The following is a 13,252-nucleotide window of genomic DNA, read 5'->3' as shown; positions in this document are numbered from 1 at the left end:
TCGACGACGACGGAGCTCCTAACGGCGCTCGACGACGTCGAGCGTCATCGCACTCGGTACCCCGGCGGCCTGGCCACCCCAGCCGAGCACCATGGACACGATGTCCCGAGGCTTCGGGAAGGTCTCCGGAAGCGCCTCGTTGTACGTGCGGTGCGCCTCCAAGGAGGCGACGGCCTGCTCGACGTGGTCCCCGACCCCGATGAAGTGAGTGGGTGTCGTCGAGCCGGCGAAGCAGAGCCGCCGGACCGTCCAGGGCTCGAGGCCCTCCTCCTCCAACAGCTCCGGAAAGATCCAGCGGTTCCCGGCGTCGGCGACCGCGTCCACCGTCGCCAGCCCGACTGCGCGATGGTCCGCCTGGTTGAGCATCCCGGCGACGAACCGGTCGTGGTAGTCACCGGTCACCACGACGTCAGGGCGCCTGCGCCGGATCTCGCGGGCGATGTCCCGGCGAAGGGCCAGCCCGTACTCCACGACGCCGTCCCGGTGGCTGCCGAACTCGACCTCGGTGACCCCGACGATGGCTGCACCGTCGCGCTCCTCCTGCTCGCGGACCTTGGCGGCCTGGTCCGGATGCATGGTGTCGATGCCCGCCTCCCCGCGAGTCAGCAGGAAGTACGTCACGGTCTTGCCCGCCGCGGTCCAGCTCGCGACGGCCGCAGCGGTGCCGTACTCGATGTCGTCGGGGTGCGCCACGACGCACAGGGCCGAAGAGAAGTCGTCGCCGAACTCCTGCAGGGATGCGGACGCTGGCTCAGTCATGCGCCGAGGGTATGCCGGAGCCGAAGGGGCAGGTACAGCCATTTGGTGGATACGGCGGTTGGCGGGCGGGCGGTTGCGGTGAGGCGGTTGGCGGGCCCGGCGGTCGGCGGACACAGCGGTCGGCGGACACGGCGGTCGGCGGACACGGCGGTCGGCGGTGCCGCACTCGACGGAGGCCAGGTGCCCGGGCCCGGCTCAGACGGGAGGCTGCTGCCTGGTGGGATCCTGGGCCTGGGCCCGCGTCGCGGCGTCGAGCTGGGCCTGACGTGCGGCGTCCACCTGGGCCTGCGCCGCGGCCATCGGGTCCATCTGTGCGAGGAGCTCGCGAGCGTGGGCAGCGAACTTGTGCTCGACGAGCACCTCGTACTGCGTTGCCACCACCTGCATGACGGACGTGAAGTCCCGGTTGCCGCCGGTCAGCGCGTAGCCGATGAGCGCCCACACCAGGCCGAACACGGCGCCGAACGCCACAGTGATGAGCACTCCCGCGAACCCTGCGCTGTTGCTCGTGTCGAGCAGCGAGAAGATCAAACCCACGAACAGCCCCAGCCAGGCCCCGGAGACCAGACCGCCCACGGCCACACGTCCGCGGGTGAGCCGGCCCGTCACGCGCTCGAGCTGCTTGAGGTCCGTGCCGACGATCAGCACGTTCTGCACCGGGAACTCATGGTCCGAGAGGTAGTCGACCGCCTTCTGCGCCTTGTCGTAGGTGTCGTACCGCCCCAACGACATCGGGTACTCAAGGGTCAGGACTGCGCGCGACCTGGCCATGGCGTTCGGCTGAGTGCTCATGGGGCCCAGTGTCTCAAACCGCGCGGGCGACCGCCCCATTGCCATCGAGCGGAGCTCCCGCTCAGCCCTTGAGGGCGAAGTCCTCGAGCAGGCGGCGGCCGATGATCATCTTCTGGATCTCCGCGGTGCCCTCGCCGATCAGCAGCATGGGCGCCTCCCGGTAGAGCCGCTCGATCTCGTACTCCTTGGAGTAGCCATACCCGCCGTGGATCCGGAACGACTGCTCGACCACGTCGGCACAGTTCTCCGCGGCCAGGTACTTGGCCATCCCAGCCTCCAGGTCGTTACGGGCCCCGGCGTCCTTGAGCCGGGCAGCCTTCACCATCAGCTGGTGGCTGGCCTCCACCTTGGTCGCCATATCGGCCAGCCGGAACAGGATCCCCTGGTGCTCGGCGATCTTCTTGCCGAACGTCTCCCGCTGCTGGGCGTAGGAGATGCCCAGCTCGAAGGCTCGCATGGACACCCCACAGGCCCGCGCGGCGACGTTGACCCGGCCGACCTCGACGCCGTCCATCATCTGGTAGAAACCCCGTCCGGGCTCTCCGCCGAGGATCTGCGCCGTGGTGCTGCGGTGCCCCTCCAGCACGAGCTCGGTGGTGTCGACACCCTTGTAGCCCATCTTGTCGATCTTGCCCGGCACCGTGACCCCTTGGGCCGTCTGGCCGAACCCGGGCTCCTTCTCCACCAGGAACGTCGTCAGGTTCCGGTACACCGAGTCGGCTCCAAGGTCTGTCTTGACCAGCACCGCCACCAGGTTCGCGCTGCCACCGTTGGTGAGCCACATCTTCTGACCTGTGATGCTCCAGTCGTCGGAGTCCTCGCTGTCACGCACGGCTTTCGTCTTGATCGCTGACACGTCGGAACCCAGCCCCGGCTCCGACATCGAGAAGGCGCCGCGGACCTCCCCGGTCGCCATCCGCGGCAGGTAGCGCTGCTTCTGCTCCTGCGTGCCGTGCTGCAGCAGCATGTAGGCCACGATGAAGTGCGTGTTGATGATGCCGCTCACGCTCATCCAGCCCCGCGCGATCTCCTCCACGCACAACGCGTACGTCAGCAGAGACTCCCCCAGACCGCCGTACTCCTCGGGGATCATCAGCCCGAAGATGCCCATCTCCTGCATCCCCTCGACGATCTTCGTCGGGTACTCGTCGGCGTGCTCCAGCTCCTGGGCCACGGGGATGATCTGCTCGTCCACGAACTCCCGGACGAGGCCCAGCAGGTCCCGCTGATCCTCGGTCAGGCCGTCGGTCTGCTGCAGTCGGGACATACGTGTTCGCCACCTTGCGATCGTGGAAAGGTCCTGCGGCGAGTATGCCGAGTACCCTCGGCGCGGCACAGGCTCGCGGCGTGTGAGTCCCACCACCAGCGGCGTCAGGAAACTCGGTGGCGCCGTGGGTCGGAGCGCTGGCACCCTTGGGGGGCGACCCACGCGACATATCCGGTGGGCTGGCTCCACCCCCGACTCCGAGGAGGCCCGAGATGTCTACGACTGTCCTTGGCATGACCGTCCAGACCCATGCCACCCTCCCCATTTCCTTGGAGTCCACCCATGCAGTTCCAGGAGCACACCAGCTTCTCTTTTGACAGCCTTCCCGACTCGCCACCCGAGGGCGAGCGCTGGTCGAGCTGGGACGGTGCCACACACGGTCCCCAACCCCGACCCGACTGGGTCATCACCGCTCTGGGTGCCGTCGAGGCCGACCTCGGCATCCTCAAGACCGGCAAGGAGGCCGACGTCCACATCGTGCGTCGCTGGGTCCCCGATGGGACCGCGGCGCCTGCCGTGGACAGCTACCTCGCGGCGAAGCGCTACCGCACCGGCGAACACCGGATGTTCCACAGGGACGCCGGCTACCAGGAGGGTCGCCGGGTCCGGCGCAGCCGAGAGATGCGGGCGATGGCACGCCGCACCGAGTTCGGTCGCGAGCTGCTCTCGGGGCAGTGGGCGGTCGCGGAGTTCGAGGCCCTCGGCGCCCTCTGGGAGCTGGGGCTGCCGGTCCCCTATCCCGTGCAGCTGAGCGACCGCGAGATGCTCATGGAGCTTGTCGGGGACGAGGGCATGGCGGCACCGCGACTCGCCCAGACGAGACCTTCGGTCGAGCTGCTCCCGGAGCTGTTCGAACAGCTGCGGTCCGCCATGGTCGTCCTGGCCAAGCGCGGCTGGACGCATGGAGACCTCTCTGCCTACAACGTGCTCCTGCACCGCGACAGTCTCGTTCTCATCGACTGGCCGCAGATCGTCGACATCATCGGCAACCCCCGGGGCTTCGAGTTCCTCGAGCGGGACGTGACGAACATGTGCCGCTGGTTCACCGCGCGCGGTTACGCCGTAGACGAGGGCCAGCTGCTGGGCGACCTGGTCGCGGAGGCGACTTCACGCTGGTGAGGCTCGGCCGCCCGCTTCCACTCCCCCGAGACGCTCCTCCTCGGGCCCTCCTCCGGCCCTCCTCCGGGCCCCTCCTCACGACCGAACTCCCGATTTTGTGCGTGTCGGACGTTCTGAGTCCGCAAACCACGGCGTGTCGGTAGTTCGGTCGGAGGGGGGTTGGTGGGGTGGCCGGGGACGGTGGTCAGTAGACGACGACCCGTCCACCGATCGGCATGAGCCCGGTCGCCCAGATCATGTCCATCGCCGGGTTGCTCACCCGGGCGCAGCCGTGCGACGCGGGGTAGCCGGGCACGTTCCCGGCGCCATGGACCGCGATGCCGCCGTTGAAGTAGCGCGGGCGCCACAGGTCGCCGAGTGGCCCCTTGTCGAGGTGGTCCACCGACCGGAAGGTGCTGTACGTGCCTGCCGGGGTGTTCGCCACTCGGTCCACCCCCTGGTAGTCGTAGTGCTGGCCGCTCCCGGTGCTCGTGTTGAGGATCGTGGTGACCGCGCCGCCACGCACGACGAGCAGCAGCTGACGGGCCTTGTCGATCTCGATGCCGCTGCCGCCGATCCTCGACCCGGGACGGACACCGGCCTCCAGCGCGCGACGCGTGGCGGGTCCGAACACCCCGTCGCGGCCAAGGCCGGTCGCCTTCTGCAGCGCCATCACTGCCTGCGCCGTCAGGCCGCCGTACGTACCGTCGGGCGTGCCGTTCCAGTAGCCGAGTGCTGCCAAGCGCTCCTGCACGCGGTGCACGTACGCGCCACTGTCACCGACGTGAAGGGTCTGGCCGTCCTGCGGGGCAGCCGGGGGCTGGGTGGTGGGCGGGACCGGTACAGGCTTGCGGGTCGCCGGGGACACCGACGGCTTCGGCGTAGCCGGGGTCGTATGCCTCGGGCTGGCCGCTGTCGTGCGGCTCGGCTTGGCGGGTGTCCTGGTGGCCGGGCTGGCCGGGGAGGGGCGTGGCGACGTGGTCGATGCCGACGGCGTCGTGGCGGACGTCGCCGAGCTCGTGGTCGCCGGCTCGGTGGCCGACGCAGAGGCGCTTCCAGAGGTCGACGGCGCGTCAGCCCTGACGCTGGTCGGTGCGGCCGTGCCGCCGAACGAGACACCGCCACATCCGGTCAGCGTGACTGCTCCGGTGAGCAGTGCGGTTGCGACTGCCGACCTCTTGCCGAGCCGGTGCTGTGCCATCGTTCCCCTTCCTCGCTGCCCGACTGACGCCGGCAGTCCGTCACTGGTGCCTTCGTCTCCGCGGCACGAACTGTCAGTCATGGTGACGCACGAGCGGCCAATTCGGTTGCGCCCGCCACGCCGACGTGTGCGGACCGAGACCAACCCTTGACCGACGTGGGCCTGTGCGGATCGCCGCCGTATGCCGTTTGGCGCAGCGCGATGGCGCGGCCGTGCCTTGCATCACACGGTCGTGCCCGACATCGCACGGTCGTGCCGAACGTGGTGCGGTCGTCCTCTGCCGAGGACGACCGCACCCACCAAGACGTTCGGGGAGGCGGAAAGGTTGCGCCTCAGACTGTGCGGATGCCGCTTTCAAGCTCGTCCAGTGCGGCTCGGACGGCTCCTGGCACATCGAGCCAGATGAAGTGCCCCGCTCCGCGGACGCTGCGAACCCAGGACGTGGGAATACGGGCTGCAGTCTCCGTCGCGGCCGACTGCGGCATGGGGCTGTCCTGACCGGTCACGAAGGCCACAGGCATGGCCAGACTCACGAGCGCCGACTCCAACGCGGGGAGCTGCTCCGCGACCGACGCCATCGTGTCCTCGTAGCAGTCGATGGACATGCGCAGCTCCGGCGCCGCCGGTGCCGCGTCCCACGACGGGAAGTAGGCCGGCCACACCAGGCGCACCGACTCTGAGGCGGCTTCCGCGGTCCAGCCCTGGGAGGACCCCGCTGCGTCCAGCTCCTCCGCTCGCCGGGCGATCTCGGGCGGCACCCGCCCCAGGAGGGTGGCCTCGAACTGCGCCCGCCCGCCGTCACCGACGCCGCCCAGGGGGTCCACTGCGAGCAGGGCCCCAACGCGCCCGGGGAGGGCAGCAGCGACGTGCAGTCCGAGGTGGCCTCCCCAGGAGTGACCGACCACGACGGCCGCCTCCCAGCCGAGGGCGTCCAGTGCCCGAGCGGCATCAGCGACGTGGTCCGCAACGGTGAACGGACCAGTGGTCGACGAGGGCGCAAGCCCTCGCTGCTGGAACCACGCCACCTGGTGGCCGGGGAGCAGCTCGTCGACCAGCGGCTCGAGGTACTCGGCATTCAGGCCCGGCCCACCGTGCAGAAGGAGCAACGGCGCGCCCGCGCCCTCCACCCAGCCGGCGAGGGCGTCGTCGCCCTCGCCGATGTGCAGTACCCGTCGGCTCATCCGCGGTGTCGGCTCATCCGCGGTGTCGGCTCATCGATGCCTCCGGTCCGTAGGCGGCCATGGTAGGTCGGGTGGGCCTGGTCCCGTCAGGAATCGAGAAGCACCGTTGCAGTGCCGCGCTCTAGCGTTCAAGGCGGAGGCCGGCATGAGGCCGAGCCCGTCGAAGTCAGGAGAGGAACACGCAGATGGCCGCGAAGATCGCTGAGACCGCGTCAGAAGGATTCACCGCCGCGGAACGTGCGGCGATGAAGCAGCGCGCCGCCGAGCTGCGCGCCGAGGGCAAGAAGGGTGCCAAGAACGCCGATGGGCTGCAGGCGGTGCTCGACAAGATCGCCGAGATGGCGCCGCAGGACCGTGCGCTTGCCGAGCGCGTGCACGTGACGGTGACGGCCAACGCACCGGAGCTGATGCCCAAGACCTGGTATGGGATGCCGTCCTACGCCAACGCTGACGGCAAGGTCGTCCTCTTCTTCCAGGACTCGGGCAAGTTCGGCTATCGCTACTCGACGTTGGGCTTCCAGGACACCGCGAACCTCGACGACGGCGACCTCTGGCCTGTGTCCTACGCACTCCGGGACTGGAGCGCCGCGGTCGAGAAGAAGGTCGCCGAGCTGGTGAGGGCAGCCGTCTCGTGACGGTTGCCTGCGCACGTCGCGCTCTGGGCGGCCCCTGAGACTCCGAAAGTCGATGGCGGGCCGGGGACGCGGGCACCACCATGGGGTCATGGGCACCCAGCAGCGACGATGGAGCCAGGCAACCGTCCACCCGGACATGTGGGTCGACCCGGACGAGGACCCTCGCGACAACACCGAAGCCAGTCCCGATGGTGAGCTCGCGACGCTGCAGGACTATCTCAGGAGCTACCGACTCACCCTGTTGATGAAGTGCGACGGGCTCAGCGCGGAGCAGCTGGCCCGTCGCTCCGTGCCCCCGTCGAACCTGTCGCTGCTCGGCCTACTCCGTCACCTCGCCGAGGTCGAACGGGACTGGCGAGGGTGGATCCTGCCTGGAGAGCCGCCGCCCAAGCTGTACGGCTCCCGCGACGCCGACTTCGACGGCGCGGTCGCCGACCCGGCGGTGGTCGACGCGGCGTACGCCGATCTGGCACGTGAGCAGGCTGCCACCGACGCTCTGCTGGCCGAGCACCCGGATCCGGCGGAGCGCCTGGGAAAGGACTCCATAGCGGTTCGGGAGCTGCTGGTGCACCGGGTCGAGGAGTACGCCCGACACTGCGGGCATGCCGACTTGTTGCGGGAGTGTGTCGACGGCCGCGTGGGCCAGTGACAGCTCACCCCTGGGCGTCGACCGCCAGCCTGGTGACCGCCTCGTGGACGGCCAGGATGCGCTGGGCCGTCTCGACGTGAAGGTTCTCGACCATCCGTCCACGGAAGGTGACCACGCCTGAGCCGGCGCTCTCCCGCCAGACCTCGAGCAGACCTTGGGCCTCCTCGACCGCCTCGGCACTGGGGGCGAAGGCCTCGTTGCAGAGCTCGACCTGGCCAGGGTGGATGAGCGTCTTGCCGTCGAACCCCAGTTCCCGGGCCTGCCTGCACTCGGCCGCAAAGCCCGCGGCGTCCGTGACGTCGTTGTAGACACCGTCCAGGATCAGCGTGCCCGTCGCGCGTGCCGCCAGAAGGCACAGTGAGAGCCCGGTCACGAGCGGTCCTCGTCCCGGCACGTGCTCGGCGTGCAGCTCCTTGGCCAGGTCGTTGGTTCCCATCACCAGCACCGTCAGTCGCTGCGAGGCGCCGGCGATCTCCTCGCAGTGCAGCATCGCCTGCGGGGTCTCCACCATGGCCCACAACCTCGTGCGCTCTGGTGCCCCAGCGGCCTCCATCGCGGCGACCAGGGTGCGGACGTCGTCCGCTGAGCCGACCTTGGGGACCACGATGGCATCGGGTCCGGCGGCACTGGCCGCACGCAGGTCCTCGTCGTGCCAGGGCGTGCCGATCCCGTTGACCCGAATGGTGACCTCACGCCGACCGTATGCAGCGGACCGCGCTGCGGCACAGGCGTTGTCGCGTGCCTGCTCCTTGGCAGCCGGGGCCACCGCGTCCTCGAGGTCGAGGATGAGCCCGTCCACCGGCAGGGTCCTGGCCTTCTCCAGAGCGCGCTCGTTGGAGCTCGGCATGTACAGGACCGAGCGGCGCGGGCGGTAGCCGGTACTCGTCGCCTCGCTGCTCACCCGGCGACCCCCTGTGCGTCGGAAGCGACCGCCGCATACCGCTCTGCGAGCTCCGGATCAGTCGCCGCCAGACGCTCGGCGAGCTGAAGCATGACCCTGCACTGCTTCAGGCTCGCGTCGTCCTCCATCTTGCCGTCGAGCATCACCGCGCCCGTACCGTCGCCCATCGCCTGCACCACCCGGCGGGCGTGGGCCACGTCCTCGGTCGAGGGGCTGAAGACGCGCTTGGCGATGTCGATCTGGACCGGGTGCAGCGACCACGTCCCCACACAGCCCAAGAGGAACGCGTTGCGGAACTGGTCCTCGCAGGCGACCACATCCTTGATGTCCCCGAACGGCCCGTAGTAGGCAAAGATGCCATGCATCGCGCAGGCGTCCACCATGCGCGCGATGGTGTAGTGCCACAGGTCCTGCTGGTAGGTCTGCCGGGTCGAGAAGATGCCGTCGGGGCCGTCCGGGTCCTGTCGCACCAGGTAGCCGGGGTGGCCCCCGCCCACGCGCGTCGTCTTCATCCGACGGTCTGCCGCAAGGTCTGCGGGCCCCAGCGACATCCCCTGCATACGGGGGCTTGCCCCGGCGATCTCCTCGACGTTCGCGACTCCCCGCGCCGTCTCGAGGATGGCGTGGACCAGGATGGGGCGGGTGAGTCCAGCCTTGGCCTCCAGCTGGGCGAGCAGCCGGTCGACGTAGTGGATGTCCTCCGGCCCCTGGACCTTGGGCACCATGACGACGTCGAGCTTGGCACCCACCTCGGTCACCAGCGTGGTGAGGTCGTCCAGGACCCAAGGACTGTCGAGCGCGTTGACCCTCGTCCAGAGCTGGGTGTTCTCACCGAAGTCGGTGGCCTTGGCGATCTGCACCAACCCCGACCGGGCCGCCTCCTTGTGATCGGCCTTGATGGCGTCCTCGAGGTTGCCGAGGAGCACGTCCACGCTGCCGACGAGGGAGGGGACCTTGGCGGCCATCTTCTCGTTGCCGGGGTCGAAGAAGTGGATGACCCGCGAGGGCCGCGCCGGCACCTGCATGACAGGGGCCGGAGCACCCACGGCCAACGGGGCGAAGAAGTCCTTGGGGCTGCGCACGCGCAGACGCTAGCAGCGCCGGTGAGGACGACGTTATGACACAGTTCACGGTGTGACCGATGCCGCCCCGCTGAACATCACCGCGCTCTTCGCCGAGGCCGCGAGCAAGTCGGGGCTCATGTGGGTGCAGCCGCCCCACGAGCGTGCCTGGCCGTTCTGGCACGCCTGGGCGCAGGACACCGTCTTCGTCGTCTCCGGGCCGGGGGAGCAGATGCTCCCCTTCCTGCCGGAGGACGTGCTGGTGCTGGTCCGCAGCAAGGACACCGGTGGCCGGCTGCTCACCGTGCACGCCCGGGTCCAGGAGATCCGGGCCGGCGACGAGCTGTGGGAAACGGCGACCGAGGCGCTCAAGGCCGGTCGGCTCAACGCCACTGACGACATGGTGCAGAGGTGGTCGCGAGAGTGCACCGTACGCGCCCTTCGACCGTACGGTGCACCTCTGGAGGCACCCGGCGCATACAGCACCACGTCGGGGGCCGCGGCAGTCCCGCCCAGCGACGCCACGACCACCGGCAGACGACCTTGGCACTGGCGCGGCCGACCCCGCCGTCGGCGCGGCAACCGCCTCCCCGAGCAGGGCCCAGGGGACGGATAACCTTGCGACGTGAGCACCCCGTCGCGCGTCTTCGTCGGCCGCCTGACCAGCTTGAGCGTCTTCGACCCGCTCGGCGACCAGGTCGGCCGGGTGCGTGATGTCGTCGTCACGTTCAGCGCCTCGCGGCGCCGCCCACGCGTGATCGGCCTCGTCGTGGAGGTGCCGGGCAGACGTCGGGTGTTCGTGCCCATGACCCGGGTGACGTCCGTGGACGGTGGGCAGGTCATCACCACGGGGCTGGTCAACATGCGCCGGTTCGAGCAGCGCACGAACGAGGTGCTCGTCATGGCCGAGATCCTCGAGCGCACGGTCACGGTGCAGGACCCCGAAGGCCCGTACCCGGCCACCGTGGAGGACGTCGCGATCGAGCGCGAGCGGAGCCGGGACTGGTCCATCTCGAAGGTGTTCGTCCGTCGCGGCAGCACCCGTGGCTCGCTGGGGCCGTTCCGGCGGCGCCGTGGCACCACCGTCCTCGTTCCGGTGGAGGACGTCACGGGCATCCACCAGTCTGCCGCCGGACAGTCGGCAGCCATGCTCCTGGAGACCTACGACGACCTGAAGTCGGCCGACCTCGCCGAGGTCATCCACGACCTGCCGCCCAAGCGTAGGGCCGAGGTGGCCGAGGCCATGGACGACGACAAGCTCGCCGACGTCCTGGAGGAGCTGCCGGAGGACGACCAGGTGGAGATCCTCGAGACGCTGCCGGTCGAGAGGGCGGCCGACGTCCTCGAGGCGATGGAACCGGACGACGCGACCGACCTCCTGCACAACCTCACCGCGGAGAAGCAGGAGGAACTGCTCCAGCTCATGGAGCCGGACGAGGCCGCGGACCTGCGCCGGCTGCTGACGTACGACGAGGAGTCGGCCGGCGGCATGATGACGACGGAGCCGGTCATCCTGGGACCGGAGGCCTCCATCGCCGAGGCGCTGGCAGTGGTGCGACGCGCGGAGCTGTCCCCGGCCCTGGCCTCGACCATCTATGTCTGCCGCGCGCCACACGAGACGCCAACCGGCAAGTACCTCGGCATGGTCCACATCCAGCGGCTGCTCCGGGAGCCGCCACACGGTGCTGTCGGCGGCATCCTGGACAAGGAGATCGAACCCCTGACGGCGGACGCTCCGCTGGGTCAGGTGACTCGCATGCTCGCGACGTACAACCTCGTCGGCGTGCCCGTCGTCGACGCCGACGGACGGCTGCTGGGCGCCGTGACCGTGGACGACGTGCTCGACCACATCCTCCCGGACGACTGGCGTGAGGAGCGGCGCGAGGTGACGCATGGCTGAGCGGGACCGGCGGGCGGCCCTGAGCCGCCTCGACCAGCCACGGGAGACCCGGCGAGCCCTGCTGCCGCGACCCACCTTGTCGCAGGAGACGTTCGGCGTGTGGAGCGAGCGCTTCGCCCGGTTCATGGGGACGGCCATGTTCCTCATCGCCATGACGGTGTTCGTCGTGTTCTGGGTGGCGTGGAACGTGCTGTCGAGCAAGAACCTGCGGTTCGACGCCTACCCGTTCATCTTCCTCACGCTGATGCTCAGCCTCCAGGCGTCGTATGCCGCCCCGTTGATCCTGCTCGCTCAGAACCGCCAGGCCGACCGGGACCGCGTCATGCTCGAGCAGGACCGCGCACGTGACGAGCGGAACCTGGCCGACACCGAGTACCTGACCCGTGAGGTCGCCTCCCTGCGCCATTCGATGGGCGACGCGGCCACTCGGGACTTCGTCCGCTCGGAGCTCCGGAGCCTGCTCGACGAGCTGGAGGAGCGCGGGCTCGAGATCCACCGCCGTGATGCAGGCGACAGCCAGGACGCTACGGCCGGTTCTTCGAAGGACCTCCCCGCGACCTAGCATGGGGTCATGGCCGACCCCGCTCCCCCGGTGACCCAGGACGCCCTGCTGCAGGCGCTGTCCACGGTCATCGACCCCGAGATCCGCAAACCCGTCACCGAGCTCGGGATGGTGCAAGAGGTCTCGGTGGACGCCGCCGGGATGGTGCGCGTGACGATCCTGCTCACCGTGGCGGGGTGCCCGATGAAGGAGACGCTGACCAGGGACACGACCGTGGCCCTGGCCAAGGTGCCCGGCGTCAACGGCGTGAAGGTCGACCTCGGGGTGATGAGCGACGAGCAGCGGGCGGGCCTGCGCCAGCAGCTTCGCGGCGGCGTGGCGGAGCGCGAGATCCCCTTCGCGCGACCGGGGTCGCTGACCCGGGTGTACGCAGTGGCCTCGGGCAAGGGAGGTGTCGGGAAGTCCTCGGTGACGGTCAACCTCGCCGCCTCGCTGGCCCAGAGCGGTCTGCGGGTGGGTGTCGTCGATGCGGACGTGTACGGCTTCTCCGTGCCCCGCATGCTGGGCGTGGAGCACCGGCCCACCCAGGTCGACGACATGATCCTCCCGCCCGTGAGCCACGACGTGAAGGTCATCTCGATCGGCATGTTCGTCCCGGGCAACCAGCCCGTGGTGTGGCGGGGACCGATGCTGCACCGGGCGCTGCACCAGTTCCTCGGCGACGTGTTCTGGGGCGACCTCGACGTGCTGCTGCTCGACCTGCCGCCCGGCACGGGAGACATCGCCATCTCGGTGGCGCAGCTGATCCCCGGTGCGGAGATCCTCGTCGTGACGACACCCCAGCAGGCAGCGGCCGAGGTGGCCGAGAGGGCCGGGTCCATCGCCCTGCAGACGCACCAGCGCATCGTGGGTGTCATCGAGAACATGTCCTGGCTGGAGCTGCCTGACGGTTCACGCCAGGAGATCTTCGGCTCCGGCGGTGGCAGGGCGGTGTCGGAGTCGCTGACCCGTTCCGTGGGCGCCGACGTCCCCCTGCTCGGACAGATCCCCCTGGACACGAACCTGCGCGAGGGCGCCGACGAAGGCACGCCGGTCGTGCTGCGGAACCCGGACTCGGCAGCCGCTGTCGCGCTGCGCGGCATCGCCCGCGGGCTGGCGACCCGGTCCCGCGGCCTGGCCGGCCGCTCGCTGGGCCTCTCACCCGTTGGCCGCTGACCCCCTGGGCCGACGCGCCTCCCCTACGCGACCCTCGTCCCCCCTCGCGCCCTTGGCCGGGTCGAGGCTGGCTGACTTGGCGGCCTTAGCG

General features: G+C 69.7%; 14 protein-coding genes. 7 read left to right on the top strand and 7 right to left on the bottom strand.

The window, feature by feature from the left end:
* Nucleotides 1-18 precede the first annotated feature (18 nt).
* The 3 genes from PHA84_RS12055 to PHA84_RS12045 all read right to left on the bottom strand — a co-directional run bounded on the left by PHA84_RS12055 (nt 19) and on the right by PHA84_RS12045 (nt 2,818).
* Entirely contained in the window at nt 19-759 is a 741-nt protein-coding gene (locus tag PHA84_RS12055; protein WP_270888365.1) for a PIG-L deacetylase family protein, read from the bottom strand.
* A gap of 195 nt (nt 760-954) precedes the next feature.
* Nucleotides 955-1,551, bottom strand: coding sequence for a general stress protein (locus tag PHA84_RS12050; protein ID WP_270888364.1), 597 nt, complete (start codon nt 1,549-1,551; stop codon nt 955-957).
* A gap of 61 nt (nt 1,552-1,612) precedes the next feature.
* The gene (locus PHA84_RS12045; RefSeq protein ID WP_270888363.1) at nt 1,613-2,818 is read right to left on the bottom strand and encodes an acyl-CoA dehydrogenase family protein; all 1,206 of its coding nucleotides are present in this window, start codon (nt 2,816-2,818) and stop codon (nt 1,613-1,615) included.
* A gap of 282 nt (nt 2,819-3,100) precedes the next feature.
* Between PHA84_RS12045 and PHA84_RS12040 the strand changes: the two genes are divergently transcribed.
* Nucleotides 3,101-3,937 (top strand): serine protein kinase RIO, encoded by an 837-nt coding sequence (locus PHA84_RS12040; protein WP_270888362.1) that lies wholly within the window; start codon nt 3,101-3,103, stop codon nt 3,935-3,937.
* Nucleotides 3,938-4,121: 184 nt separating this feature from the next.
* Here the strand turns inward: PHA84_RS12040 and PHA84_RS12035 are convergent, their stop codons facing one another.
* On the bottom strand, nt 4,122-5,117 hold the full coding sequence (locus tag PHA84_RS12035) for a L,D-transpeptidase family protein (RefSeq protein WP_270888361.1): 996 nt from the start codon (nt 5,115-5,117) through the stop codon (nt 4,122-4,124).
* A gap of 332 nt (nt 5,118-5,449) precedes the next feature.
* Nucleotides 5,450-6,298: an alpha/beta fold hydrolase gene (locus PHA84_RS12030; protein WP_270888360.1), complete on the bottom strand. Its 849-nt coding sequence runs from the start codon at nt 6,296-6,298 to the stop codon at nt 5,450-5,452.
* Nucleotides 6,299-6,483: 185 nt separating this feature from the next.
* Between PHA84_RS12030 and PHA84_RS12025 the strand changes: the two genes are divergently transcribed.
* The gene (locus tag PHA84_RS12025) at nt 6,484-6,933 is read left to right on the top strand and encodes an iron chaperone (protein WP_270888359.1); all 450 of its coding nucleotides are present in this window, start codon (nt 6,484-6,486) and stop codon (nt 6,931-6,933) included.
* An 88-nt stretch (nt 6,934-7,021) separates the two neighbouring features.
* The gene (locus PHA84_RS12020) at nt 7,022-7,582 is read left to right on the top strand and encodes a mycothiol transferase (protein WP_270888358.1); all 561 of its coding nucleotides are present in this window, start codon (nt 7,022-7,024) and stop codon (nt 7,580-7,582) included.
* A gap of 4 nt (nt 7,583-7,586) precedes the next feature.
* Here PHA84_RS12020 and PHA84_RS12015 read toward each other — a convergent pair whose 3' ends face one another.
* Together PHA84_RS12015 and PHA84_RS12010 are read right to left on the bottom strand one after the other, a co-directional pair.
* Nucleotides 7,587-8,483 (bottom strand): HpcH/HpaI aldolase/citrate lyase family protein, encoded by an 897-nt coding sequence (locus PHA84_RS12015; protein ID WP_270888357.1) that lies wholly within the window; start codon nt 8,481-8,483, stop codon nt 7,587-7,589.
* Nucleotides 8,480-9,565 (bottom strand): HpcH/HpaI aldolase/citrate lyase family protein, encoded by a 1,086-nt coding sequence (locus tag PHA84_RS12010; protein WP_270888356.1) that lies wholly within the window; start codon nt 9,563-9,565, stop codon nt 8,480-8,482. The genes PHA84_RS12015 and PHA84_RS12010 overlap by 4 nt, the downstream gene beginning before the upstream one ends.
* Nucleotides 9,566-9,617: 52 nt before the next feature.
* Here PHA84_RS12010 and PHA84_RS12005 point away from each other — a divergent pair, with 52 nt between their 5' ends.
* From PHA84_RS12005 to PHA84_RS11990, 4 genes are read left to right on the top strand one after another with little or no spacing between them, the layout of a single operon-like run.
* Nucleotides 9,618-10,160 carry a hypothetical protein gene (locus PHA84_RS12005; RefSeq protein WP_270888355.1) on the top strand — a complete coding sequence of 181 codons (543 nt, stop codon included), beginning with the start codon at nt 9,618-9,620 and terminating at the stop codon, nt 10,158-10,160.
* Between the two features lie 9 nt (nt 10,161-10,169).
* A complete protein-coding gene (locus PHA84_RS12000) occupies nt 10,170-11,444 on the top strand; it encodes a magnesium transporter MgtE N-terminal domain-containing protein (RefSeq protein ID WP_270888354.1) in 1,275 nt (424 codons plus the stop codon).
* The gene (locus PHA84_RS11995; protein ID WP_270888353.1) at nt 11,437-12,006 is read left to right on the top strand and encodes a DUF1003 domain-containing protein; all 570 of its coding nucleotides are present in this window, start codon (nt 11,437-11,439) and stop codon (nt 12,004-12,006) included. The genes PHA84_RS12000 and PHA84_RS11995 overlap by 8 nt, the downstream gene beginning before the upstream one ends.
* Nucleotides 12,007-12,015: 9 nt before the next feature.
* Complete coding sequence (locus PHA84_RS11990; protein ID WP_270888352.1) at nt 12,016-13,161, top strand: Mrp/NBP35 family ATP-binding protein; 1,146 nt, start codon at nt 12,016-12,018, stop codon at nt 13,159-13,161.
* The last annotated feature ends 91 nt before the right edge of the window (nt 13,162-13,252 follow it).

The sequence above is a fragment of the Pedococcus sp. 5OH_020 genome (genome assembly GCF_027812955.1).
GTDB lineage: Bacteria > Actinomycetota > Actinomycetes > Actinomycetales > Dermatophilaceae > Pedococcus.
This window is presented reverse-complemented; position numbering and strand designations above follow the sequence as displayed.